Raw genomic sequence first — 22,844 nt, 5'->3', positions numbered from 1 at the left:
CCGATCCATGGGAACGCGCCGTCCTCTTGCTAGCGTCGGTGCCCGTGGAATGGAACAACTGGGGCCCGGGCACCCTCGACGGCGGCTTCCGCCCGACCGCCCGCACCGTAGAACAGGTCCCCGCGAACCAGGGCGCGGTCCTGGAGGACACGGAGACCGGATTCACCGGTGCCGTCCTGCGGGTCGAGAAGTCCGGTGGCGTGCACCTGGTCGTCCTCGAGGACCGGCGGGGACGCGCGAAGTCCTTCCCCCTGGGATATGGCTTCCTCGTGGACGGTGAGCCCGTCGAGGTGGTGGCCCCCGCGCCGGGTGGCGCCTCCGGCGCCGTCCCCGCGAAACCGGCCCGGACGGCGTCGGGCTCCCTGCGCGTGGACCACGCCCGGGCCCGCACGGCGCGGGCGTCCCGCATCTGGGTCGAAGGCCTGCATGACGCCGAACTTGTGGAGAAGGTCTGGGGCGAGGACCTCCGGCTGGAGGGCATCGTCGTGGAGCCGCTGCACGGCGTGGACGACCTGGCCGGGGCGATCACGGAGTTCTCGCCCGGCCCGCAGCGCCGGCTCGGCATCCTGGTGGACCACCTCGTGACCGGGTCCAAGGAGGAGAGGATCGCCACCGAGGCCATGAAGGTGCCGGGCGCCCGCGGCAACGTGCTGATCGTCGGCCATCCCTACGTGGACGTCTGGCAGGTCATCAAGCCCGCCGTCCTGGGCATCGGGGCCTGGCCCGTGGTGCCCCGGGGCCAGGACTGGAAGACGGGCATCCTCGCCGGCCTCGGCTGGCCGCACCGGACCAAGGAAGACATCGGCCTGGGCTGGAAGAGGCTGCTGTCCCAGGTGCGGACCTATGCCGACCTGGAACCGACCCTGCTGGGGCGAGTGGAAGAGGTCATCGATTTCCTGACCGCCGTCGAGCACTGACCGCACACCGACCTGCAGGGAACTCCCGGATCACGGCGGTACACTGGCGACCGAACGCCACCCAGCTCACCCGAACGGAAAGGCCCAGGACGTGTCCCAGCAGCAGCCCGGCAGTCCGCACCGCCCGCGCCCCGGCGCCGCCCCCCGGCGCGACCAGCAGCTGCAGGGTTCACCCGATCAGGCCGAGCCGCTGACGCCGGCCGAGGACCGCCAGTGGGCCACCCTCGCGCACTTCGGCGGCTTCCTCGGGTGCATCCCCTCCCTGGTGATCTACCTGGTCTTCCGCCACCGCGGACCGTTCACGGCCCAGGAGGCCAAGGAGGCGCTGAACTTCACGCTGCCGCCCACGGTCCTGGCCATCGTGGCGAACCTGCTGGCCCTCATCCCGATCGTCGGGGGCATCTTCGGCATCGTCGCCATGCTCCTGTGGCTGTTCATGACGGTCTCCGGCGTGGCGGCAGGCATCCAGTGCAACAAGGGCCGCCCCTACCGCTACCCGCTGAACCTGCGTCTGATCCAGTAACCCCGGTCCGGAGCCGGCTCTAGAACCCGGCGAGTCGCCGGACGATCGCGTCGTCCAGCAGCCGCCCCTGCAGGGTGGGCACCACACGGCCGGCCAGCGCCGCCCGCCCGTCCAGCAGCCCCTCACCGATCATGGCGGCGATCTCCTGACGGGCCCGGGCACCGCCGTCGGGTGCTTCCTGCAGGGCGGCCGTTGGCAGCCCGTCCGAGAGCCGGACACCCAGCATGACGCGCTCCAGGAACCGCGCCTCGGCATCGGGTTGCTCCCGGCCGACGGAGGGGGAGATCCCGGTGGCCAGTCGCTGCGCGTAGGCCGCCGGATGCTTGGCGTTCCAGAACCGGACGCCGGCCAGGTGTGAGTGGGCGCCGGGGCCGGCACCCCACCAGTCCTGGTCCCGCCAGTAGGCCACATTGTGCCGGGCTCGGTGGATGCCGCGGTCCTCGGGATCGTGGGCCCAGTTGGAGATCTCGTACCAGCGGTAGCCCGCATCCGCGAAGAGCCGCTCGGCCAGCAGGTATTTGTCCGCCTGGTCGTCCGGGTCCACGTCCGGGACGGTCCCGCGCTTCACGGAAGCCCCGAACTTGGTCCCGTCCTCCACGATGAGCGAATAGGCTGAGATGTGGTCCGGTGTCAGGGCCAGCGCGGCCTCCACGGTGGTGCGCCAGTCCTCCAGTGACTCCCCCGGCGTGCCGTAGATCAGGTCCAGGGACACCTCTAGGCCGGCTTCTCTGGCCCAGCCGACGGCGGCCGGGACGTTCTCCTGCCGGTGGGTGCGGTCCAGCGTGGCCAGCACGTGCGGGACGGCGGACTGCATGCCGAAGGAGACCCGGGTGAATCCACCGGCGGCCATCTCCCGCAGCGATTCGAGGGACACCGAGTCGGGGTTGGCCTCCGAGGTGATCTCGGCACCGGGCGTGATCCCGAAGACGTCCCGGGCCCGGCCGAGGATGCGGACCAGGTCGGCGGCGGGCAACAGGGTGGGTGTGCCGCCGCCGAAGAAGACGGTCTCCAGCGTGCGCGACGGGATGCCCGAACCGGCCAGGGCCTGCGCTGCGAAGTCCAGCTCACCGGCCACGGTGTCCGCGTAGGACGTCCGGGATGCGCCGGGACCCAGGTCCTCGGCGGTATAGGTGTTGAAGTCGCAGTAGCCGCACCGCACCGAGCAGAACGGGACGTGCACGTAGAGACTGAAGGTGCGCGGCTGGCCGGCCTCGGCCGCCGCACTCACCCGGTTCCCCACCGCTGCGGGGAACCGGCCGTCGTCGGGCGCGGGGTCGCCGAGGGGAAGGATCGAAGGCACGGTGTGTTCGTCCCCGCCCTACTTCTTGGCGCCGGACTCGGAGCCAGCGCCGTCCGAGGACAGCGCGGCGATGAAGGCTTCCTGGGGGACCTCCACGCGGCCGACCATCTTCATGCGCTTCTTGCCCTCCTTCTGCTTCTCCAGCAGCTTGCGCTTACGGGAGATGTCGCCGCCGTAGCACTTGGAGAGGACGTCCTTGCGGATGGCGCGGATGTTCTCCCGGGCGATGATGCGCGAGCCGATGGCGGCCTGGATCGGCACCTCATACTGCTGGCGCGGAATCAGCTCCTTGAGCTTGCCGGTCATCATCACGCCATAGGCGTAGGCGTTGTCCTTGTGGGTGATCGAGCTGAACGCGTCCACGGTCTCGCCCTGGAGCAGGATGTCCACCTTGACCAGGTCGGCGGTCTGCTCGCCGTCGGCCTTCCAATCCAGCGAGGCATAGCCCTTGGTGCGGGACTTGAGCAGGTCGAAGAAGTCGAAGACGATCTCCGCGAGCGGGATCCAGTAGCGGATCTCCACGCGCTCCTCGGAGAGGTAGTCCATGCCCTTCATCTGGCCGCGCTTGCCCTGGCAGAGTTCCATGACCGAGCCGATGAACTCGCTGGGAACGATGATCGTCGCCGAGGCCATGGGCTCGGCGACCTCGTTGATCTTGCCCTCGGGGAACTCGGACGGGTTCGTCACCGTGACGACCGTCTTGTCCTCCTTGGTGACCTCGTAGACCACGTTCGGCGCCGTGGAGATCAGGTCCAGGTTGAACTCGCGCTCCAAGCGCTCACGGATGATCTCCAGGTGCAGCAGGCCGAGGAAGCCCACGCGGAAACCGAAGCCGAGGGCCACGGACGTCTCGGGCTCGTACACCAGGGCGGCGTCGTTGAGCTTGAGCTTGTCCAGGGCGTCACGCAGCACGGGATAGTCGGAACCGTCGATCGGGTACAGCCCGGAGAACACCATCGGCTTGGGATCCTCATAGCCGCCGATCTGCTCCTGCGCCGGATTGCCGGCACCTGTCACCGTGTCACCGACCTTGGACTGGCGGACGTCCTTCACGCCGGTGATGAGGTAGCCCACCTCGCCGACGGAGAGTCCCTTCGAGGGCTTCGGCTCCGGGGAGGACACGCCGATCTCGAGGAGTTCATGGGTGGCCCCCGTGGACATCATCCGGATCTTCTCGCGCGGCGACAGCTTCCCGTCCACCACGCGGACATACGTGACCACGCCGCGGTAGGTGTCATACACGGAGTCGAAGATCATCGCCCGGGCCGGGGCGTCCGGCTGGCCCGCGGGAGCGGGGATCACCTCCACCACGCGATCGAGCAGTTCCTCGACGCCGACTCCGGTCTTGCCGGAGACGCGGAGGATGTCCTCCGGTTCACAGCCGATGAGCCCAGCGATCTCCGCGGCATACCGGTCCGGGTCCGCGGAGGGGAGGTCGATCTTGTTCAGCACGGGGATGATGGCGAGGTCGTTCTCCATGGCCAGGTAGAGGTTGGCCAGCGTCTGCGCCTCGATGCCCTGGGCCGCGTCCACCAAGAGGATGGCGCCCTCACAGGCCGCGAGGGACCGGGACACCTCGTAGGTGAAGTCCACGTGCCCCGGGGTGTCGATCATGTTGAGCGCGAAGTCGGTGCCGTTGAGGCTCCAGGGCATGCGCACGGCCTGGGACTTGATGGTGATGCCACGTTCGCGTTCGATGTCCATGCGGTCCAGGTACTGGGCCTTCATGTCCCGCGGCTGGACCACGCCGGTGGACTGCAGCATGCGGTCCGCCAGGGTCGACTTGCCATGGTCGATGTGCGCGATGATGCAGAAATTCCTGATGACCGCGGGATCGGTGGCGGCGGGCGCGGGGGCGTTGCTCGCCATGGGCGACACGGGCATCTTCCTTCGACTCTGACAACAGGGACAGGCCAGCCCCCTGGAACCAGCGGGTGGCTGATCCTCCATTCTTCCACGTTTCCGCGGACATGTATGGTCCTTGTCCTCAATCAACAATCCCAGCCGGTGGGATCGCACTCCGCCAACCGTCTACACACACAAGCACGGCCGGAGGACTGCAACCGTCAAACAATGTGAACTCTCATAAAACAACGTGAACTTGAATTGAACTAACCAAATTCATTGACTCCGTCCTTCAAGCAGTGCATACTAATACCACCTGCGGACGCTAACTTTTAGGGGATAGATTCGTGCGTCATCAAGTCAAATTACTCGCCGCTTCATCCATGGTTACTTCACTATTTTTAGGCGCTAGCCCTGGACTGGCCTTTCAGCCAGACGATCCATCAATAAATGAAGAAACATCAGCATCGTTGCTTTCTGCACACGAGTCAATATCACAACAATTCGTCGACAGTGAGAAGCTGGAACGCACAGAAGGCGGATATCTTTTTGAGGGTACGGCATCGATCCTAAAGATGCCATCAGATTGAGCAGATGATGTTGTTATTAATGGCGTCGACAAGCCAGATTTACAAATTGGTCTCCCGATTGCCAACAAATCTGCTGTTGCAGAAATTACCGAATCCGACACTCTTTCCTACGAAACCAGGAACCAGTATTCGACTGATATAGTACCTAAAATCGACGGCTCTGTTCAGCTTGTTCTCAGCCTTGAAGGCCGAAATTCTCCATCAGAGTATGACTTTGATTTATCCGGCAATAACATTGCAACAATCGAGGTACTGGACAATGGCTCAGCGGCATTTGTCTCGCGCGAAGGAGAATTTCTTGGCGGCGCTGCCAAACCATGGGCAGTTGATTCAAATGGACAGAAGATTAGTACTCACTTCGTTGCCAATGGACTTGAACTCCGTCAGGTAGTGGACCACAAGGCACAGTCGGACATCAGCTACCCGGTGTATGCGGACCCGTGGCTTGGGGTCAACTTGTATGATAGCGTGTCGGTCTCCTATCATTCGAGTGGGTGGATAGCTAACGCGACACCTTCCTTTTGGGGTCACCAGCACATGAATTCCACTGCGGTTGCCTGGGCACATCGGGACGAGATTCGAACCCGCACTGGCCTAGCTTCTAGCTGGAATGATTCGATGTCCGAGCAGACCTATTGCCATGTCATGGGCTACCCCGCTTCACTGCCCGAATTCAATATGGAATCGTGGCGACCCTATGTGCGCTGGGAAGAGTCCTTGACCAGATACCAATGCAACCCATATGACGGTCAATGGTCTTGACCACTCATCATGCGAGTTCGGCTCAGCCTTGTAGCCAGAAGTGGGATCTCAGCAGTTCGGGCTAGGAGGAGGATTAAGTGTCAAGGACCGTATTGATGTGGGCGGGCTCGATCACTGTCGTTCTGGCGGTAATAGGCGGGTTCATAACATTCAGTTACATATTCAATATATTTGATGACGTGGAGCCTCTTTATAACTCCGGCCAGATCACCCAAGAACAGCTCATCGAGATGACTGAGGTCCCGGGGTCGGCGAAAGCTACGCTCGCGGCTTTTGGTGCGGCTGGTGCCATTGGCTTGGCCATGCTCGTCACGGGGTTGATTCTCCACATGCGGTTCACGCGGAAACAAGGAGAAGATTAGACGCTGGTGCCGCACAGTTAAGTTCTCGGGACCAACAGGCACCTCGTCGTGATAGACTCACCAGCTGTGTGTCCGCGCAGGTCGACGGGCACTCCCGGAACGGCTCAACAGGTATCCCCACGCCGCTCAGTCGCCGGATTCGGGATTACCCCTCACCGACCACGTCAAAAGACAACAGAAAGACCTTTCCTTGGCAAACATCAAGTCCCAGAAGAAGCGCATTCTCACCAACGAGAAGGCCCGCCTGCGTAACAACGCGGTGAAGTCGGAGCTGCGCACCGCCATCCGCGCCGTGGACAAGGCCGTCGCCGCGGGCGACCAGGCCGCCACCACGTCCGCCGTGGCCCTGGCCAGCAAGAAGCTGGACAAGGCTGCCAGCAAGGGTGTCATCCACCAGAACCAGGCTGCCAACCGCAAGTCCGGTATCGCCAAGCGCGTGAACAAGATCGAGGCCTGAGCCTCTCAGATCTGGCCCGGCCCCTGAGGGGCCACGGCACCGAAGCCCCCGTCCTGATGGACGGGGGCTTCGTGGTTAAGGACTACCGTTTCGTGGTGAAGGACTACCGTCGAGCGGTCAGGGCAATCCGGGTGACGGCCCGCTCGACCGCATAGTCGGCATCCTTGGACAGTCCCTTGGCCTCGGCGTCCGCCTGGGCCACCCACTCGATCGCGGCCGCGATGGTGGCGGGATTCCAGAATCGGACGGTCTCGGCCACGCGCTTGGCCTGCCACGGGGCCATGCCCAGCACGCCCGCGATCTGGCCCTGGCCCACGCGGGCATCCACGATCCGGGCGATCTGGCGCGTCTTCATGGCGAGGGCGCCGGTGATGGCCGGCGCGGACACCCCCGTGGCCAGGGCATGGCGCAACAGGGCGGTGGCCTGCCCGGCTCGTCCCTCGATGGCGGCATCGGCCACCCTGAAGGCCGTGGCCTCCACCCGGCCGCCGTAGTAGCGGTCCACAACCTGGCTCGTGACGGTGCCCTCGGTGTCCGCGGCCAGTTGCTGGCAGGCGGCCGCCAGGTCCGTGAGCGAACCACCGGCGGCATCGAGCAGGGAACGGACCGCTTCCGGATCGATGGAGCGGCGCCGGGACCGGAACTCACCCTGGACGAAATCGGACTTCTCGGCGTCGGATTTGATCGGTTGGCAGTCCACGAGGACCCCGGCGGCGGTGGCAGCATCCAGCAGCTTCTTTCCCCGGTTGCCTCCGGTGTGCCGCAGGATCAGCGTGACATCCTCGGCCGGGCTCTTGACGTAGTCGAGGCAGTCCGTCAAGAACGCCTCGTTCATGTCCTGGAGCCCCTCCACCTGCAGGATCTTGGCTTCTCCGAACAGAGAGGGACTGGTCAGGACGGAGAGCTGGCCGCCCTCGTAGTCGGCCGCGTCCACGCGGTGGACCTCAAGGCCCGGGTCCTGGTCCCGGAGGACGGTGCGGACCCGGTCGATCACCCGGCCGGCGATGAAGTCCTCGGGCCCCTTCAGCAGCATCATCGGGGCCGGACTCACGGTGCGCCAGTCTGCTCCGGAACTCGTGGATCGTCGGCTTCGACTCGGTGCGGGCATTGGTAGTCAGGGGCGCAGGTGCCGTCGTGCGGTCCTGGTTCCCCATCCCCCTTTCAATCCGTGCGTGCGGTTTTCCCGCACACGGCTTAACGATGAACTTCTGGTCATGGTTACGCACTCCGCGGATAGCGCACGGTGCCACGTAATCGGTGCAGGCCATGGCCGTTGAACCACTCTTCGGTCCACTCCAGCCATTGGCCCGGTTTGAGGTTGCGGCCACGTCTTCGAATCAGCAGCTTACGCAACCGCATCACCACGTAGTCGTCGATCTGCCGGAACTTGTCCGCGGCATTACCGGTACGGAAGTAGTTGCCCCAGCCACGCAGGATCGGATTCAGCAACGCGATCACGTCCCTGATATCCATCCCCGACCGGCTAGACCCGGTCAGGTCCTTCACGCGCTGACGCACCTTCTTCATAGCCCGCTTCGCGGGCCACCGGTGCAGGTAGTAACGGACCTTCCCGTACTTCTCCCACATCCGCCCAGACATCCGGGCCCGGAAATGACAGCCAAGAAAGTCGAAACCCTCCCGACCGCCACGCAGATCGATGATCTGCGTCTTGTCCGGATGCAACTCCAACCCCATCGAGGCCAGAATGCCCCCGGCCGTTTCCAGAGCCCGTTCGGCCTGGACCCGGGTGCGGCACAGAACGACGAAATCATCCGCGTACCGGACCAGTTCGCCAACCCCGGAAGTAGCCATGGCCCGGTCGAAGGCATGCAGGTAGATGTTCGACAGCAACGGCGAGATCACCCCACCTTGGGGGGTCCCCGCAACTGACTGCTCGAGACGCCCGCCGTCCATCACACCAGCCTGCAACCACAACCGGACCAACTTCAGCACCCGCCGGTCCGAGATCCTCCGGCCCACCTGCACCATGAGTTCCTCATGGTCGATGGTCCCGAAGAAGTCCCGGATATCGGCCTCCACGACGAACACATTCCCCTGGGCAAAGCCCTTGCGGATCGTCTCCATCGCGTCAGTGGCCGACCGCCCGGGCCGGAACCCATACGAGACCGGACCGAAGTCCGCCTCGAAAACAGGCTCCAGCACCATCTTCACGGCCTGCTGGGCCACCCGGTCCCGCACCGTCGGGATCCCCAACGGGCGCCTGCCCCCATCCGCCTTCGGGATAAACACCCTGCGGGCGGCAGAGGGCCGGTACCGGCCCTCCAACAAATCACCACGAAGTTCGGACAGCATCCGCCCGACCCCGTAGCCCTCAACATCGGCCAGCGTGGTTCGGTCCACCCCGGCCGCTCCCCGATTACGGCGCACCCGCTCCCAGGCCTCGTACAGGACGTCAACCCTGCACGCACGATCGAACAGGGCATGGAAACGGCGATCCTCGGACTGCTTGGCCGCAGCCCATAGCTTGCGTTGAAGTTTTCGCGCGCCCCTCACCGGCGGAAGCCGATTCAGGTCGACAGACGGTTGCCTGCCGGGGTGGTTGGACCGGGCTGTCCCGGCCATGCCCTGACGCTTACCCTCTCGGCCAGCATGTTCAAAGCGGGGGCCCTTCCCTCGGTGCGCGTTATGTTGCACGCCCATCATCGGTACTATGACCCCCTCGGACTCCCGCTGCCCACCACCGGTTTTCACCATCGGCTTATACCAGTGGCCTTCGCCCGACGCGGGCCGGGCAGACGGGTCTCTTCTGTTCCAGACCAGACCTTGCGTACGTGCCACCACCCCTACCCCGGAAGGACCCAGCAGGCTGACCCCGGAACAGGGCCCACCGGACATGGCCTTCGCCGCGACATGATCGGCTCGGCTCCCTCGTTGTGAATTTGACGAGGCTGCAGTGTTCGCTTAATGCTGCGGCCCGCACGCTTGCTCCCCCAAAAGGGCTCTTGACATCCCGCTCAGCCCGCCGGATCTCTCCAACGAACCGGGACCTGCTACTCGGCGCTCCGGTACCTACCGAGACGGGACTCACACCCGCCGGCCTGATCCAGCTTTCAGAACGCACCATGGTTGCCATCCTATCCGTCCCCGCCCGCCGGCCCGGTGCCGGCGGCCTCGGGTGCCCGGGCGCCAGTGAGGGTGGGCACCAGCTCCCCGTCCCGCAGGGACACCACCGTGGTCCCGTGGAGGTCGGTGCGGATCACCGGCCCGTGCCGCTCCAGCTCCCCGATCACGGAGGGGTGCGGGTGGCCGTAGCCGTTGTCCCGGCCGACCTGGACCACGGACAGCGCCGGATCCACGGCCCGCACCACGTCCACTCCCCCATTGCGGGCACCGTGGTGGGCCACCTTGAGTACGTCCACGGAGTCCGGCAGCATCTCCTGGCCCAGCAGCGCCCGGCTGGCCTCCTCCTCCATGTCCCCCGTCAACAGCACGGTGTAGTCCCCCTCGGGGGTGTTCACGGTGGCGGTCATCTGCAGCGAGGCGTCGTTCTCATGGGCCGCGCCGGGATCCGCCTCCAGCACGGCCCAGTCCACCCAGTATCCTGACGCCGACCGATCACCGGCCCGGCCCGTCTCCCCGGGAACCGGCTGCCGGGCACCGGCGGGCACGCCGCGACCGGGCGTCGACGCCATCGTCGAGTACAGGATCTCGGCGGGGCTGCAGCATCCGATGAGGTCCGCCGCGGCCCCGGCGTGGTCCTGGTGCAGGTGGGACAGCACCAACAGGTCCACCCGGTCCACCCCGATCCGGTCCAGGCAGCTGGTCGCCGCTGCCGCCTCCGCCCCCGTGTCCACCACCATGGCGGCCCTCTCCCCCGTCCGCAGGACGAGCATGTCCCCCTGACCGACATCACAGGCGGCCAGGGACCAGTCGGCCGGCAGTGGCCCGGACGGTGGCGCGATGACCAGGCCCAGCTGACTGCCGGCGGCCGCGCAGACCGTGGTCCACGCCGCGGCGAGGGACCAGCGGAGGCGGCCGACCGGCGTCGGGCGTGGCCTGCCGTGCAGGCCGAGGCGCCGGACCCGGGCCGGACGACTGCGCTCCCACCGCATCAGCAGCCACAAAAGGGCCAGCGCGGCGGCCACGTGCAACACCACCAGGCCTGCACCCAGGGGCCCCTCCGGCCACCCATGGAGGGCGCCCGGCCAGCCGGAGACCTCGGAGGCGATCCAGCCGATCCCCGCAGCCGGCCAGCCGACCACCCAGAAGACAGCGGCCGCGGCTCCGGGCCAGGGCACCGCCAGGACGGCGGCGACGGTGCCGGGCACGGTGACGAAGGGGACGAGGGGCGCCGCCAGCAGGTTGGCCGGCACCGAGTAGGCACTGAACTCGCCGGTCATGCCGACGAGGATGGGTTGGCAGGCGACCTGCGCGGTGACGGTCACGGCGAGGGCGGCGCCCAGGATCCCGGCCACGGGGCCCGGCAGCGCGCGCCGCAGGACGGCGGTGAGCCACTGCTCGACGGGCCGGGCCGCCACCACGATTCCGGCCGTGGCCGCCAGGGAGAGCTGGAAGGCCGGTTCCCCGGCGAGGCCCGGTTGCCACCACAGCAGCACGCAGGCGGCCAGGCACAACAGGGGCAGAGCCTGGCGGCCCCGGCCGAAGAACACGGCCCACGCGCCGAGGGCGCCCATCACGGCGGCCCGGATCACGGAGGGCTCGGGACCCACGACGATCACGAAGACGACGAGCACGCCGAGGACCGCGCCGAGCACCACCGGGCGGCGGACCCGCGCCGACCGCAAGGCCATGGTGACGGCGCCGGCGATCAGCGTGCAGTTCGCCCCGCTGACGGCTGAAAGATGGCTGAGGCCGGAGGTCTTCATGGACTCGTCCAGCGCGGGGTCCTGCGCGGACCGGTCGCCCAGGATCAGCCCCGGCAGCAACTGGGGCGCGGCGCCGACGGTCCCGGCGGCCGCCTGGTGCACCGACGCGCGGACGATGTCCCGTCCCGTGGGCGCTCCGTTCGGGCCGGGTGCCCCGGCATCACGGGGGCAGGACCCGGTCTGCGGTGCGGTGGAGGCACGGGCGAACACCGTGGCGCCCTCGGCCTCCGGTGACGCGGTGAAGCAGACCGCCGTGCCGGACGGCAATCCCTCCCAGTCCCGACCGCCGGACACCACCACCTCGGTCCCGCCCGGAATCTCACGGGACGGGTGCCCGAACGCCTGCACGGTCACGGTGAGGTGCCAGCTCTCGCCGAACGCCCCCGCACGCAGGACGGCCGGTCCGGTGGCCTCACCCGACATCCGCAACGGCCGTTCGGCGGCCACCGCGTCCTCCCAGCCCGAGTCCCGGACCGGCGCGCGGTCGCCCATGGCCTGGACGGCGGCGACGGCCGCGATCCACAGCGCGATGGCTGCCAGGGACGTGATGACCATGGTGCGGCCGCGTCGACGCCCCTGGCCTCGGCCCCGACCCTGACCCTGGTCTTGACCGTGAGCAGCAGAAGCCCACGTCATCAGGCCGGTGGCCCCGAGGGCCAGGAGCGCCAGCAGCCACGGCACCAGGAGGGCGGCGTCGTAGGGAATCAGCGGTATCGCCAGACAGACGGCGAGGGTCAGCACCACGGCGGGGACCAACCGGAGGTCGACGGCCGCCGGAATCCTGCCCCGGGCCTGGACTGTCACCAGGTGACCAGTCCGTCGAGGCGCTCCATCATGGCCGGCCCGATTCCTGACACGGCGTCCACATCCTCCAGGGAGCCGAACGGACCGACTTGCTCGCGGTGCTCGACGATGCGTCCGGCCAAGGCCGGGCCGATGCCGGGCAGCTGTTCCAGGGCCGTGACATCCGCCGTGTTCAGGTTGACGGCTCCCGCCGCGTCCGGCCCGACGCCTGAACCGCCGTCCGCTCCCTCTCCGGCGAGAGGAGCGCCGGTTCCGTCCGTCCCCGTCGCTCCCCCGGCCAGACCGTCCGGCCCGGGCACCAGGATCTGACTGCCGTCCACGGCCGGGGCGGCCAGGTTGAGCAGGTCCAACGCCGCCTCCCCGGTGGGACCGCCGGCGGCCTGCAGGGCATCGTCGACGCGGGCGCCGGTCGGCAGGGCCACGAGTCCAGGGTCTTGGACCTCCCCGGCCACATGGACGGTGACGGTTCCCTCGGTTCCGGCCGAGCCGGCGTCGGCCGCGGAGGCTGAGGCGCGATCTTCGGTGCCTGAGTCCGGAGGCGCCGTCGCGCCCGGACCGGCGCCGTCCGCTGCCGGACCGGGACGGGCGGGTTCCGCCGAGCTGGCCGGGGCGTCCTCCACGGAGGCGGCCACGGGAGCACCCGAACCACCAGGACCGGCCGGTGAGGTCAGCCAGCCGACCGCCCACCACGTGCCTGCGACGACGGCCAGGAGCAGCACCGCCGATCGGACGACGCGGGTTCGCCACAGGGGCGCCGGCGGCGGTGGTTGCTCCCAGTCGTCGTCGTCCGGATCACTGAGCCCGTGGTTGTGGCGTCCCATGGGTTCCACCCTGGCCGCCGCCGGGCTGGACCGGCAGGGGCGGCGTCAGCCGCTGGGGACGGCTCGCGGGGCGTGGGGTCGCTGTGCAGGAGCCATCGGGTTCAGGGTGACGCCCAGGGCACCCAGGCCCAGGTGGGCGGCCAGCACGGCCGGCAGGCGGATGACCGGCACCGGCATGGCGGAGAGGCTCTGCAACCGTCCGGCAAGCTCGTGGGCGGCCGGCTCGTTGCCAAACCCGTGGACGGCGATCCGTTCGCCCCGGCCGTCTGACCCGGACACGAACTCCTGCGTCAGCTCCACCAGCCGCTCGGTGGCCCGTGCAGAGGTCCTCGGGCGATCCACGAGGGAGACGATTCCGTTGTCCAGCGTCAGCACCGGCTTGACGTGGAGCAGCGTCCCCAGCAACCCGGCCAGAGTACCGATGCGTCCGCCGCGTCGCAGCTGGTCCAGGTTGGGCACGGTGAAGAAGACCCCCGCCTCCTGGGTCGCCTCGTCCACGTCCGCCAGCAGTTGCTCCGGCGCCATCCCGAAGCCGGCGGAGATCACCGCGTCCAGCACCAGGGTCCCGAGCGCGAACCCGCTGAGATGGGAGTCCACCACCGTCACGGGGATCAGCGCGTCACGCCCGGCGAGCCGGGCGGCCTCCACGGTGCCGGACAGTTGCCCCGAGATGTGGATCGAGATGATCCGCTCGAAGCCGGACTCCGCCAGTTCCTGGTACACCGCGCTGAAGGAGCCCGGCGAGGGCCGGGAGGTCTTGACGGCGGTGCCCGCTGCCAGCGCCAACGGCAGCTCGCGCATCAGCTCCGCCGTGCCCTCGGCATGGATCTGCTCGCCCAGCATGACGGGCATGGGCACCTGGCGCAGCCCCTTGGCCAACGGGTGCGCCAACAGTTCAGCGGGGATGGAGGCCGAGGAGTCGGTGACGATCGCGGTGCGGCCCTTACGGGAGGGCGGCAGACCGAAGCGGACCCAGCCCGACTGCGCGCTGCGCACCTGCCGGATGTGCGCGAGCATGGCGCTCTGCCACTCAGCCAGCTCGGCCATGCCCGTTCCTTCCCACTCGGTCCCGCCGTGCTTCGTCCGTGCTCCGCCGGTGCTCCGCCCGTGTGCCGCCCGTGTGCCGCCGGCATGCCGTCGACAGGCCGTCGGCAGGCCGTCGGCAGCCCTCAGACGACGATGTTGACGAGCTTCGGTTCGCGCACGATCACCTTGCGGATCTCGGCACCGTCCAGGGATCGTTGCACGGCCTCGGAGGCCAAAGCCAGCTGCTCGAGGTCGGCGGCCGAGATGTCCATCGGGACCTCGAGTCGGTCCCGGACCTTGCCCTTGACCTGGACGACGGCGGTGGCGGTGTCCTGCACCAGCAGCGCCTCGTCCACGGCGGGCCAGCCCGCCCGCGCCACCGAGGGCTCGTGGCCGAGTTTGGCCCACATGTCCTCGGCCGTATACGGCGCGAACAGGCTCAACAGGATGGCCACGGCCTCCACGGCTTCGCGGACGGCGGGATCGCCGGCTCCACCGGCCCCACCGTCGATGGTTTTGCGGATGCCGTTGACGAGTTCCATGGTGCGCGCCACGACCACGTTGAACTTGTGGTCGTCCAGCAGGCGGGCCGTGTCCGCCACCGTGCGGTGGGTGAGCCGGCGCAGGGACGTGTCGCCGGCGTCGGGATCAGTTCCCGGCGCCGTGCCGGAGGTCTCCACGTCCTGCGCCAGACGCCAGGCGCGGGCCAGGAACTTGGCCGAGCCACCGGGCGAGACGTCCGCCCAGTCCACGTCGTCCTCCGGCGGGGAGGCGAAGATCATGGTCAGGCGCACGGCATCCACCCCGAAGGTGTCCAGCTGCTCGCCGAGGTCCACACCGTTGCCGAGGGACTTGGACATCGCCTTGCCGCCGTTGAGCACCTGGCCCTGATTGAGCAGCGCCTTGAAGGGCTCCGTGAAGGAGATCAGATCCATGTCATACAGCGCCTTGGTGAAGAAGCGCGAGTACAACAGGTGGAGGATGGCGTGCTCCACTCCACCCACGTACTGCTCGACGGGCAGCCACCGGTCCACGGCAGCACGGTCGAACACCTGGTCGTCGTCGTTCGGGGAGGCGAAGCGCATGTAGTACCAGGACGAGTCCACGAAGGTGTCCATGGTGTCGGTGTCCCGCCGGGCGGCCCCGCCGCAACCGGGGCAGGTGGTGTTGACCCAGGACTCGATGCCGGCCAGCGGCGACTTGCCCTTCGGCGCGAGCTGCTCGCCGGCCACGTCCTGCGGCAGCAGGATCGGCAGCTGGTCCTCGGGGACCGGCACCTCGCCGCAGTCGGGGCAGTGCACGATCGGGATGGGCGCACCCCAGAAGCGCTGACGGGACAGCAGCCAGTCACGCAGCCGGTAGTTGACGGTGCCCCGGCCGGTGCCGCGCTCGTCCAGGATCTCGATCGCCCGCGAGATGGCCTCGGCCTTGGCCAAGCCGTCCAGCTCGCCGGAGTTGACCAGCGTACCGTCCCCGGTGGTGGCCGTCCCGGTCACCGCCGGATCCTCCTCACCGGTGTCCAGGACGCGGCGGACGTCCAGGCCCATGGTGCGGGCGAAGTCGAGGTCACGCTGATCGTGCGCCGGAACGGCCATGATCGCGCCGGTGCCGTAGTCGGCCAGGACATAGTCCGAGGCCCACATCGGCAGTCTCTCGCCGGTGAGGGGGTTGATGGCGTGGCGGCCCAGGAAGACCCCGGTCTTGGAGCGGTCGGTGGCCTGGCGCTCGATCTCCGAGACGTTCTTCAGCCCCTCACGGTAGGTCTCGAGCGCGGCGCGGTGCTCGGCGTCCACGAGTTCCAGGGCCAGGTCCGCGTCCGCGGCGACGACCATGAAGGTGGCGCCGAACAGGGTGTCCGGGCGGGTGGTGAAGACGGTGATGTCCCGGCCCGGCTGGCCGTTCTGGCCCGCGGTGGCGGCGGTGGGCTCCACGCGGAAGTCCACATGGGCGCCCTCGGAGCGGCCGATCCAATTCCGCTGCATGGCGAGCACGCGTTCGGGCCAGTGTCCCTCGAGCTGCTGCATGTCCTCCAGCAGGCGGTCCGCGTACTCGGTGATGCGGAAGTACCACTGGTTCAGGGACTTTTTCGTGACCGGGGTGCCGCAGCGTTCGCAGGCGCCGTTGACGACCTGCTCGTTGGCCAGCACGGTCTGATCCTTGGGGCACCAGTTGACCGGCGAATCCTTGCGGTAGGCCAGGCCCTTGGCATGGAACTGCTGGAACAGCCACTGGGTCCACCGGTAGTACTCCGGGTCCGAGGTGTGCAGTTCGCGGGACCAGTCCGCGGAGATCCCATACCGCTGGAAGGAGGCCTTCTGCGTGTCGATGTTCTTGTAGGTCCACTCCGCCGGGTGCGCGTTGCGCTTGATCGCGGCGTTCTCGGCCGGCAGCCCGAAGGAGTCCCAGCCGATGGGGTGCAGGACGTCATAGCCCTGCTGCATCCAGTACCGGGCCACCACGTCGCCCATGGCGAAGGCCTCGGCATGGCCCATGTGCAGGTCTCCCGAGGGGTACGGGAACATGTCCAGCACGTAGCGGCGCTCACGGGAGCCGTCATCCAGCGGCGCGAAGGTACGGTGCTGCTCCCAGTAACCGCCCCAGCGCTCCTCGAGCGCCGCGAACGAGTACCCCTCGGTCTCGTCCTGCTGGGGAGTACCTTGCGCTGGCTGGCTCACGGAGGTCCTGTCCTTAAAGTGTGGTGGCTGGAGAACGACGCCGGCCCGGTTCCCCGGGCGGTCGACGCGCCCAGCCATCCTACTCCGGAGGGCCGTCCGGCTCTGAATCCAAGACTGTTGCCGGACCGGCGTCGATCAGCCTTGCTCCGCCCATCCGAGGGACCGTTGGACGGCCTTGTCCCACTGGCCCAGGAGCCGATCCCGTTCGGCGGAGGACAGGGCCGGCTCCCACCGCCGGTCCTCCCGCCACAGCCCGGCCACCTCGTCGAGGTCCCGCCAGAGCCCGGACGCCAGGCCGGCCGCATGTGCAGCGCCGACCGCGGTGGTCTCCACGAGTTCCGGACGCACCACGGGCAGGCCGAGGATGTCCGCCTGGAACTGCATCAGGTGGTCGTTGACGGTCATGCCGCCGTCCACCCGCAGCTCCTCGGGCCGGTGGCCGGCGTCCGCCACCACGGCCTCCAGGACGTCCCGTGACTGATAGGCGGTGGCCTCCAGGGCCGCCCGGGCCAGGTGGCCGGCGGTCGCGAAGCCGGTGAGCCCGGCGATGAGCCCGCGGGCGTCCGGACGCCAGTACGGCGCGTACAGCCCGGAGAACGCCGGCACGAAGAACACCCCGCCGTTGTCCTCGACCGAGGCAGCGAGGGACTCCACCTCGGCCGAGCTCCGGATGATCCCCAGGTTGTCCCGCAGCCACTGGACCAGCGAGCCGGCGACCGCCACCGAACCCTCCAGGGCGTAGTAGGCGGGCCCGTCCTCCAGCTGGTACGCGACCGTGGTGACGAGGCCGTGGTCCGAGATCTCCGGCGTCGTGCCGATGTTCTGGAGGAGGAAGCAGCCGGTGCCGTAGGTGCTCTTCACGTCCCCCCGGTTGAAGGCCCCCTGGCCGAAGGTCGCGGCCTGCTGGTCGCCGAGGATCCCACACACCGAGAGGCCGCTGAGGGGTTCGGCGCCGGTGATGGTCCCGAACTCCCCCACGGAGGGGTGGATCCGCGGCAGCATGCCGGCCGCCAGCTCGGGATCGATCCCGAACAGCCCGGTGAGGTCGTCATCCCAGTCCAGGGTTTCCAGATCCATCAGCAGGGTCCGTGAGGCGTTGGTGACGTCCGTGGCATGGACGCCGCCGTCCGGACCACCGGTGAGGTTCCACAGCAGCCAGCTGTCCATGGTGCCGGCCCGCAGGCGGCCGCTCCGCGCGAGCTCTCCGGCCTCGGGCACGTTCTCCAGGATCCAGCTGATCTTGCCGGCCGAGAAATACGAGGCCAGGGGCAGACCGGTCCGGGCGCGCACGGCGTCCTCGTGCCCGTCCGCCCTGAGCCGGTCCATCAGCGCATCCGCCCGGGTGTCCTGCCAGACGAGCGCCCGGTGGACCGGTCGCCCCGTCACCGCGTCCCACAGGACCGTGGTCTCACGCTGGTTCGTGATCCCGACGGCGGCCACGTCCGCGGTGCGCAGGCGGGCCCGGGTGAGGGCAAGGCCGGTGAGTTCGCGAGTGTTCTCCCAGATCTCGACCGGGTCATGCTCCACCCATCCGGGGTGCGGAAAGTACTGGCGATGTTCTCGCTGGGCGCTGGCCAGGACGGACCCGTCCTCGGCCATGACCACCACCCGGGTCGAGGTGGTGCCCTGGTCGATGCTGATGACGGCACGCCGCGAGGCCATGGCCGTGGAGACGTCGCTGCTGGCTGGCTGCATGTCGGAAGCCTATCCACCCGCGCGCCCTCGGCCTGGGCGCAACGGCGGAACGATCCGGTCGACGCGAGCGAAAAGCTGGTTAGCCTGAGGGGGTGAGCACTCCCCCGCCTGCCGTCACCGCGCGTCCCCTGCCCATCCGCCTGCGGGATCGGGTGGTGGTCCCACCCGCGCCCAGGGACACCTCCGTGATCACCGGATTCTCCGCGCGGACACCGGAGCGGATCATCGTCGAGGTCCCCGACCCCGTGTCCGGTCGGCCCACGCCGCTGGCGGTGTGGCACCACGCGGTCGACGCTTCGGCCCGAGCTGCTCCCGCCGACGGACCCCCAGGTGGCGGCCGGGACGGCGAGCACCGGACGCCGGTCGTGGCCGTCCACGGGTTCCGGGGGGACCACCACGGCCTGGCCCTCCTGGCGGACTGCCTGCCGGGCCTGGAGATGTTCCTGCCCGAACTGCCCGGCTTCGGTCATTCGCCGGCTTTCCCCGACGCCCCGCACACCGTCGCCCACTATGTGACGGCCCTCGGCAGCGCCGTGGAGGCCCTCGGCCTGATGACGGGAACCTCCGCCGGGCGGCGCGCGGCGTCCCCACCCGGCGGGCGGACCCGTCCGACCCTGCTGGGACACTCCTTCGGTTCCGTGATCGCCGCCCAGCTGGCGGCTGCCGACCCGGACCGCTGGGCCGGCCTGGTGCTGCTCAACCCGATCTGTGAACCCGCCCTGACGGCGGACGACTCCACCGCCAAGGTCCTGATGTCCCGCATCGCGGCGGGCTATTACGAGGTCTCGGCGGCCCTGCCCGAACGGCTCGGGAGCGCCCTGCTGTCCTCCCCGCTCGTCGTCTGGATCACCGGGACCGTCATGGCCAAGACCACGGACCGCCATACCTTGGCCTACCTCCACGACCAGCACCAGAACTACTTCTCCGCCTATGACCACCGCCAGGTGCTCGTGGAGGCCTACCGCGCCTCCACCACGGGTTCGGTCCTGGACGTGGCCGAGCGGTTGCGGCTCCCGGTGCTGCTCGTGGCCGGCGCTGACGACGAGCTGGGCTCCGTCCGCGGACAGAAGAAGCTGGCCCGCCGCATCGGCCGGGCCTCACCTCTCGCCCGGCTGGAGATCCTCGACGGCGTGGGCCACCTCATCCACTACGAGCGTGCACCGCAGGCGGCCGATCTGATCCGCTCGTTCAGCGCCGAGACGGGGGCCCTATGACGAACGATTCACGCCGCACTGTCATCATCACCGGAGCGAGTGACGGAATCGGTGCGGCGGCGAGCAGGAGACTCGCCAACGCCCAGACGCGATTGATTCTGGTGGGCCGCTCACCCGAGAAGACACGGGCTGTCGCGGCAGAGACGGGGGCCGAGTATCACCTGGCCGACTTCACCCGGCTCGATGACGTGCGCGAACTCGCAGCGACGCTTCTCGGGAGCTGCGGCCGTATCGACGTGCTGGCGAACAATGCGGGCGGCATCTTCTTCGGCCCCACGACCACGCCGGACGGTTTCGAGCAGACGTTCCAGGTCAACCACCTCGCCCCTTACCTCCTCACACATCTGCTGGTCGACACCCTCATCGACAGCAACGCGGCAGTCGTCAACACGTCCAGCGCCGGGGCGCGGTTGTTCGGCAGGATCGACCTCGACGACCTGAACAACTGGCAGGGGTTCACACCGAACAAGGCTTACGGTGACGCCAAGCTCGCGAACGTCCTGTTCACCAAAGGGCTGCACGAACACTTCCGCGAGAGTGGCCTGTCGGCCGTCGCATTCCACCCCGGCCTTGTCGCCACGAACTTCGCCTCCGAGACCAACAGCTCCTTCGAGCGCGTCTACCACGGCGCACTCAAGGTCTTGTTGACTTCCCCGGAACAGGGAGGCGGGCGCCTGCGTCACTTCGTCGACGGGCGCGCGGGCACCGACTGGATTCCGGGAGAATACTACGGTTCATCGAAGCGGATCAGACGAACGAACCGACAGGCCTACGACCCAGCCATGGTCCGGGAGCACTGGGAGCGCAGTGCGGAGATGCTCGGCGTCCGATGGTGACGCACAAGCAACGCCACCTACAACCGCTCGCGTCTCTGTTGACCGCTCATCGTTTCCATCTGCCTCGACTCCCTGAGACACAGGCCCGTTGGCGAACGCACGGTGTGCTGCCGCCGCGGTCACCAGGAATTGGACCAGGCCACGTTCAAGGGCGCTAACCAGCGGCAGATAGGTCACGTTGCCGAGCAAGGGACCGGACGGTGGGCTCGGTGCCGGCCTCGGCGGTGAACCCGTCAGAGGCGGCACACGCCTCACGGTTGGCGCCCCCGCCACGAGGGGCAAGCTCCGGACCGCGTAGCGGTGGCCCGTGGGAGTAGTCACTGCCAGTCGGTCGCTGTCCGCCTCGTGGGTCCAGGCCGGATTCTCCTTGGTGTAGTTGCACCCCGCGCACAGCCCGGAGGCGTTCAAGGCGCTAGTGGTGCCGCCCTCGCGGTAGGGGGTGGCGTGGTCCACGTGCTTGACCGGGGCGTCGCAGTAGGGGGTGCGGCAGGTGTCATCCCGTACCAGGATCAGTCGGCGCAGGGATCCGCCGAAGGTGCGTCGGGATGAGTCCATGGCCACGAGCTGTCCGGACGTCGGGTCCGTGTACAGCCGCCGGATGAAGGCCTCTGCCTCCGAATCCGCGATGACCCTCCTGGCCACCTCGGCCGGCAGGGGGCCATGCCCGACCAACCACGCCGGTGTCTCCCCTGCCCCCGACAGGTCCTCATCTGCACCCGTCCGCGCCGCATCTGCCGCACCATCATCGGTAACGCCCCAGAGCGACTGATCCGTCATGACCAGATGAATCTCAACCGGAACGTCTTCAGCACGGGCCTGTCCGGTGATGCGCTCCACGAGGAGGTCGGCCATGACCTGGTCCTGCGTCCGATCGGCCGAGTCCCCCGTCCCGACCGTGGTCGATGCGGACTTCTTCAGGCGTCCGAGGCAACCCACGGCCTGGGCCATCGGGAGCAATGCCGTGAGGTAGGCCATTCCACCGGGGGCCGGCCGAACGGAGACCCGGCGCTCACGTTCGGACCGGTTCATCTGCTCCACCGCTGAGGCTTGGTCAAGCCGTTGGGCATGGGCACGGGCCACCCCGGCCAGCTTCTTGACGCCCAGTTCCTCGAGCCGGTCTGCCATGAGTTCGTCCACCTGCCGCCGGGCCTCGACCGGGAGCCACGCGGTCTCCCGGCACATGATGGTGGCCTTCCATTCGGAGATGGTCCCCCGCGTCAGGGCGGCAAGGGTGTGCGGCATCTCCTCACACAGGGCTCGGGCCAGGCCCAGATCCCTGGATCCGGTGGCCGGCGACTCGCGACGGGCCAGGGCCACCTCCGCAGCCAGTCCGCGACCGCGTTCCCGGGCGAGTATCCCCTGCTCGGTCTCCGCCTCGGTTCGCAATCCGTGCAGAACCGCGGTAGTCCGCGCCTGCGCCGCAGCGCATGCCGCCTTGAGCCCCTCCAGCACCCCGATCTGATCCACTGCCTCGGGCTCCGAAACCGGCAGCGGCATGCCCGCCAAAGCGGACACCCAGGCGTGCAGATCGTCGGCTCCGGCGGGGGCGGGGGCGTGGTGCGATGAGGTGGCGGCGAAGCCTGGTGAGGCAAGACCTGATGAGGCGAAAGGGCCCGAGCCGGCGGACGCGGAAGAGTCGGAAGGGAAGGAGTCAGCCAGACCTGCACCGACGTCTTTCTGCACCGTGCCCCGCATCGATTCTTCGAACATGTGTACTAGTCTAGGCGACGGAACGGACCCCGTAAAGGCCCCGTCACCACTCTGTGGAAGCTCTCGGGCGGTCAGGGGAACCCGTAGTCCCACTGACTCAACTGCTTGACAATCGGTCTCCCCCGCCCTCCGGCATACCGAAGCCGCCTCGCCCTTCAGCGTGTCGCTCTAGGGTGCACCAACCGCGGGTCAGCAACTCAACGTCGAGTCTGATGCACCGGCCGGCACCGACTTGACCTGGCTCCGTTATGACACCCCATTCCTGGTGTTGGCAATACCGCCTCCTATCGCCTGACAATGCAGGACGCATGCGCCCTCGTCTCCGTCCGGGTCACCCGCCGGCGGCATCCGGCGCCCCGGCCAGGGAATCGGCCGCTCTCGGACCCATCAGTTTCCCCGCCACCGAGGTGACCGTGCCGACCGTCTCGAGGGCCGCCGTCGTGGGCAGGACCGTCTCCAA

17 protein-coding genes are annotated in these 22,844 nt (G+C 68.2%); 7 read left to right on the top strand and 10 right to left on the bottom strand.

Annotated features, from left to right (window positions below; all coding sequences use genetic code 11):
* Window positions 1-44: 44 nt before the first annotated feature.
* The gene (locus AB0333_RS03635) at window positions 45-917 is read left to right on the top strand and encodes a DUF3097 family protein (RefSeq protein ID WP_366217376.1); all 873 of its coding nucleotides are present in this window, start codon (window positions 45-47) and stop codon (window positions 915-917) included.
* 160 nt (window positions 918-1,077) lie between these two features.
* Window positions 1,078-1,440, top strand: a complete 363-nt coding sequence (locus tag AB0333_RS03630) for a DUF4870 domain-containing protein (RefSeq protein ID WP_229672603.1) — start codon at window positions 1,078-1,080, stop codon at window positions 1,438-1,440.
* Between the two features lie 19 nt (window positions 1,441-1,459).
* On the opposite strand, the gene hemW is transcribed toward AB0333_RS03630, so the two are convergent.
* Window positions 1,460-2,740 carry a radical SAM family heme chaperone HemW gene (gene hemW, locus AB0333_RS03625; protein ID WP_366217375.1) on the bottom strand — a complete coding sequence of 427 codons (1,281 nt, stop codon included), beginning with the start codon at window positions 2,738-2,740 and terminating at the stop codon, window positions 1,460-1,462.
* Between the two features lie 18 nt (window positions 2,741-2,758).
* Window positions 2,759-4,618, bottom strand: a complete 1,860-nt coding sequence (lepA, locus tag AB0333_RS03620; RefSeq protein ID WP_366217565.1) for a translation elongation factor 4 — start codon at window positions 4,616-4,618, stop codon at window positions 2,759-2,761.
* 947 nt (window positions 4,619-5,565) lie between these two features.
* Between lepA and AB0333_RS03615 the strand changes: the two genes are divergently transcribed.
* The 3 genes from AB0333_RS03615 (at window position 5,566) to rpsT (ending at window position 6,756) form a co-directional block, all read left to right on the top strand.
* Window positions 5,566-5,937, top strand: a complete 372-nt coding sequence (locus tag AB0333_RS03615) for a DUF2599 domain-containing protein (RefSeq protein WP_366217374.1) — start codon at window positions 5,566-5,568, stop codon at window positions 5,935-5,937.
* 77 nt (window positions 5,938-6,014) lie between these two features.
* Window positions 6,015-6,299, top strand: a complete 285-nt coding sequence (locus AB0333_RS03610; RefSeq protein WP_366217373.1) for a hypothetical protein — start codon at window positions 6,015-6,017, stop codon at window positions 6,297-6,299.
* A 190-nt stretch (window positions 6,300-6,489) separates the two neighbouring features.
* Complete coding sequence (rpsT, locus tag AB0333_RS03605) at window positions 6,490-6,756, top strand: 30S ribosomal protein S20 (RefSeq protein ID WP_313816823.1); 267 nt, start codon at window positions 6,490-6,492, stop codon at window positions 6,754-6,756.
* A gap of 103 nt (window positions 6,757-6,859) precedes the next feature.
* Here rpsT and holA read toward each other — a convergent pair whose 3' ends face one another.
* The 7 genes from holA to glpK form a co-directional block, all read right to left on the bottom strand.
* Window positions 6,860-7,807 carry a DNA polymerase III subunit delta gene (holA, locus tag AB0333_RS03600; RefSeq protein WP_366217372.1) on the bottom strand — a complete coding sequence of 316 codons (948 nt, stop codon included), beginning with the start codon at window positions 7,805-7,807 and terminating at the stop codon, window positions 6,860-6,862.
* Window positions 7,808-7,974: 167 nt separating this feature from the next.
* Complete coding sequence (gene ltrA / locus AB0333_RS03595; protein ID WP_366217371.1) at window positions 7,975-9,339, bottom strand: group II intron reverse transcriptase/maturase; 1,365 nt, start codon at window positions 9,337-9,339, stop codon at window positions 7,975-7,977.
* A gap of 512 nt (window positions 9,340-9,851) precedes the next feature.
* Window positions 9,852-12,407 (bottom strand): ComEC/Rec2 family competence protein, encoded by a 2,556-nt coding sequence (locus tag AB0333_RS03590; RefSeq protein WP_366217370.1) that lies wholly within the window; start codon window positions 12,405-12,407, stop codon window positions 9,852-9,854.
* Window positions 12,404-13,228 (bottom strand): ComEA family DNA-binding protein, encoded by an 825-nt coding sequence (locus AB0333_RS03585; protein ID WP_366217369.1) that lies wholly within the window; start codon window positions 13,226-13,228, stop codon window positions 12,404-12,406. Before AB0333_RS03585 ends, AB0333_RS03590 begins: the two co-directional genes overlap by 4 nt.
* A 45-nt stretch (window positions 13,229-13,273) precedes the next feature.
* A complete protein-coding gene (locus tag AB0333_RS03580; RefSeq protein ID WP_366217368.1) occupies window positions 13,274-14,275 on the bottom strand; it encodes a DegV family protein in 1,002 nt (333 codons plus the stop codon).
* Window positions 14,276-14,397: 122 nt separating this feature from the next.
* On the bottom strand, window positions 14,398-16,929 hold the full coding sequence (gene leuS / locus AB0333_RS03575; protein ID WP_366217367.1) for a leucine--tRNA ligase: 2,532 nt from the start codon (window positions 16,927-16,929) through the stop codon (window positions 14,398-14,400).
* A 135-nt stretch (window positions 16,930-17,064) separates the two neighbouring features.
* Window positions 17,065-18,624, bottom strand: a complete 1,560-nt coding sequence (gene glpK / locus AB0333_RS03570) for a glycerol kinase GlpK (protein ID WP_366217366.1) — start codon at window positions 18,622-18,624, stop codon at window positions 17,065-17,067.
* A gap of 92 nt (window positions 18,625-18,716) precedes the next feature.
* Between glpK and AB0333_RS03565 the strand changes: the two genes are divergently transcribed.
* On the top strand, window positions 18,717-19,838 hold the full coding sequence (locus AB0333_RS03565; RefSeq protein ID WP_366217365.1) for an alpha/beta hydrolase: 1,122 nt from the start codon (window positions 18,717-18,719) through the stop codon (window positions 19,836-19,838).
* Entirely contained in the window at window positions 19,835-20,674 is an 840-nt protein-coding gene (locus AB0333_RS03560; protein ID WP_366217364.1) for an SDR family NAD(P)-dependent oxidoreductase, read from the top strand. Before AB0333_RS03565 ends, AB0333_RS03560 begins: the two co-directional genes overlap by 4 nt.
* Here AB0333_RS03560 and AB0333_RS03555 read toward each other — a convergent pair.
* A complete protein-coding gene (locus AB0333_RS03555) occupies window positions 20,573-22,384 on the bottom strand; it encodes a DUF222 domain-containing protein (RefSeq protein ID WP_366217363.1) in 1,812 nt (603 codons plus the stop codon). The two genes, AB0333_RS03560 and AB0333_RS03555, sit on opposite strands and share 102 nt — an antisense overlap.
* Window positions 22,385-22,844: the final 460 nt, after the last annotated feature.

Source organism: Citricoccus sp. NPDC079358, assembly GCF_040702545.1.
GTDB lineage: Bacteria > Actinomycetota > Actinomycetes > Actinomycetales > Micrococcaceae > Citricoccus.
This window is presented reverse-complemented; position numbering and strand designations above follow the sequence as displayed.

Bases quoted from the DNA above. Each gene is read 5' to 3' on its own strand.
- AB0333_RS03555 (WP_366217363.1), bottom strand. From the start codon at position 22,384: ATGTTCGAAGAATCGATGCGGGGCACGGTGCAGAAAGACGTCGGTGCA.
- AB0333_RS03585 (WP_366217369.1), bottom strand. From the start codon at position 13,228: ATGGGACGCCACAACCACGGGCTCAGTGATCCGGACGACGACGACTGG.
- glpK (WP_366217366.1), bottom strand. From the start codon at position 18,624: ATGCAGCCAGCCAGCAGCGACGTCTCCACGGCCATGGCCTCGCGGCGT.
- ltrA (WP_366217371.1), bottom strand. From the start codon at position 9,339: ATGGCCGGGACAGCCCGGTCCAACCACCCCGGCAGGCAACCGTCTGTC.
- AB0333_RS03580 (WP_366217368.1), bottom strand. From the start codon at position 14,275: ATGGCCGAGCTGGCTGAGTGGCAGAGCGCCATGCTCGCGCACATCCGG.
- AB0333_RS03560 (WP_366217364.1), top strand. From the start codon at position 19,835: ATGACGAACGATTCACGCCGCACTGTCATCATCACCGGAGCGAGTGAC.